The organism is Burkholderia sp. IO2, assembly GCF_029522185.1.
GTDB classification, from domain to species: domain Bacteria; phylum Pseudomonadota; class Gammaproteobacteria; order Burkholderiales; family Burkholderiaceae; genus Burkholderia; species Burkholderia cenocepacia.
Genome location: NZ_JAKWFH010000134.1, coordinates 1 through 1,433 on the forward strand (window position 1 = coordinate 1; position 1,433 = coordinate 1,433).

General features: G+C 59.0%; 1 protein-coding gene. It reads right to left on the reverse strand.

Features of this window, described 5'->3' with window-relative positions; translation table 11 throughout:
* Positions 1-280: 280 nt before the first annotated feature.
* Positions 281-1,300, reverse strand: coding sequence for an IS110-like element ISBcen5 family transposase (locus tag MMB92_RS35140; RefSeq protein WP_012493617.1), 1,020 nt, complete (start codon positions 1,298-1,300; stop codon positions 281-283).
* Positions 1,301-1,433 lie beyond the last annotated feature (133 nt).

Sequence of the window (1,433 nt, forward strand, 5' to 3'; positions counted from 1 at the left end):
CTATATGAACGCGTCCCGTTTGCAACAGTTTTCGTGTGTTCAGACAGACAGGATGGGCTGCAGCTCTATATCCGGCCTTGTTGCAGCCAGTACTGCCGCTGCGGGCCCCTATGAAATTCGCTGACTCGCGCCTCATTCTCCTGGCGAGCTCGAAGCTCTTACCACGATTCAGGTTTAGCGAGTCCCGGTCCTACCTGGCTTGTCATCACACTCGATTCCTGCGCAACCTTTCGACGTTCACCCAGTGTTAAACGTTGATCTTCAACGTGGCATTCACCGATCAGGCCGGCTTCACGCTCACGTAACCCTTTTGGTACGGCCGGTCATGGGCCAGTACAGCCCAGATCGTCCGTGCCATCTTGTTGGCCAGTGCGACGATCACCACATTCGGCGGTCGCCGCTTCTTCATCTGCTCGATCCACTCACCGGGCTCTTTCGCATGCGTCAGCACGCTTCGTGCCCCGTGAATCAGTAGCGTGCGCAGATACATGTCGCCCCTCTTGCTGATCCCGTGTAAGTTCACCTTACCGCCCGAGCCGGTCTGCTTCGGCACTAACCCGGCCCACGCCGCGAACTCTCGTCCCGAGCTGAACGCCTTCGGGTCGCCCATCATTGCTACCGCTGCGGTGGCCGTCAGCAAACCTACGCCCGGTATCTCGCTAATCGCCTTCACCGCCTTGTCTTCCTTCTTCCATTCGCGCATCCGGCGTTCGATTTCCGCGATCTGCTCGTCGAGCTTTGCCAACCCGTTCCATTGCTCGCGCAACGTATCGATTAGCGCCGCTGGCAAGCGCTCCGCGATTCGGCCAAGCACGGCCGGTATTTCCTTGTCCAGCTTCGCCCGCCCCTTGCTCATTACCTCCCCGTATTCCGTCAGCAAACCTCGCAATCCGTTGACCTGCATCGTGCGGAACTTCACCAACTGCTCGCGCATCCGGTGCAGTGCTACCATCGCCTGCTGCATCTCGGTCTTCACCGCCACCGGCTTGCCGGGTTGCTGTACCGCCAGCCAGATCGCCCGTGCGTCCGCCGCATCGTTCTTGTTGCGGATGTTGAACGCCTTCACGAACTCGGCCGGCATCAGCCTGACCTCGTGACCCATCTGCGTCAATTGCCGCGCCCAATGGTGGGCTCCGCCACACGCTTCCATCCCGATAAGACAGGCCGCGCGGTTCGCGAAGAACTCAAGGAATTTCGCCCGCTTGATTGCCTTATTCACGATCCCGCCGGTTTCCCTATCAACGTAGTGCACTTGGAAAACCTGCTTGGCGACGTCGACTCCTACGGCCATACTGTTCATCGTGGATCCTCCGGTTGCCGGGAAATGCGTGCATTTTCCACTTGGGCACATCGATGCCGTTGGCCCGTGAGGGTCCACCCCTTTTTCTGCTCTCACGTTCACGGGTGGGACGCGTTCATTTCAATTCTCCTGT

Bases quoted from the DNA above. Each gene is read 5' to 3' on its own strand.
- MMB92_RS35140 (WP_012493617.1), bottom strand. From the start codon at position 1,300: ATGAACAGTATGGCCGTAGGAGTCGACGTCGCCAAGCAGGTTTTCCAA.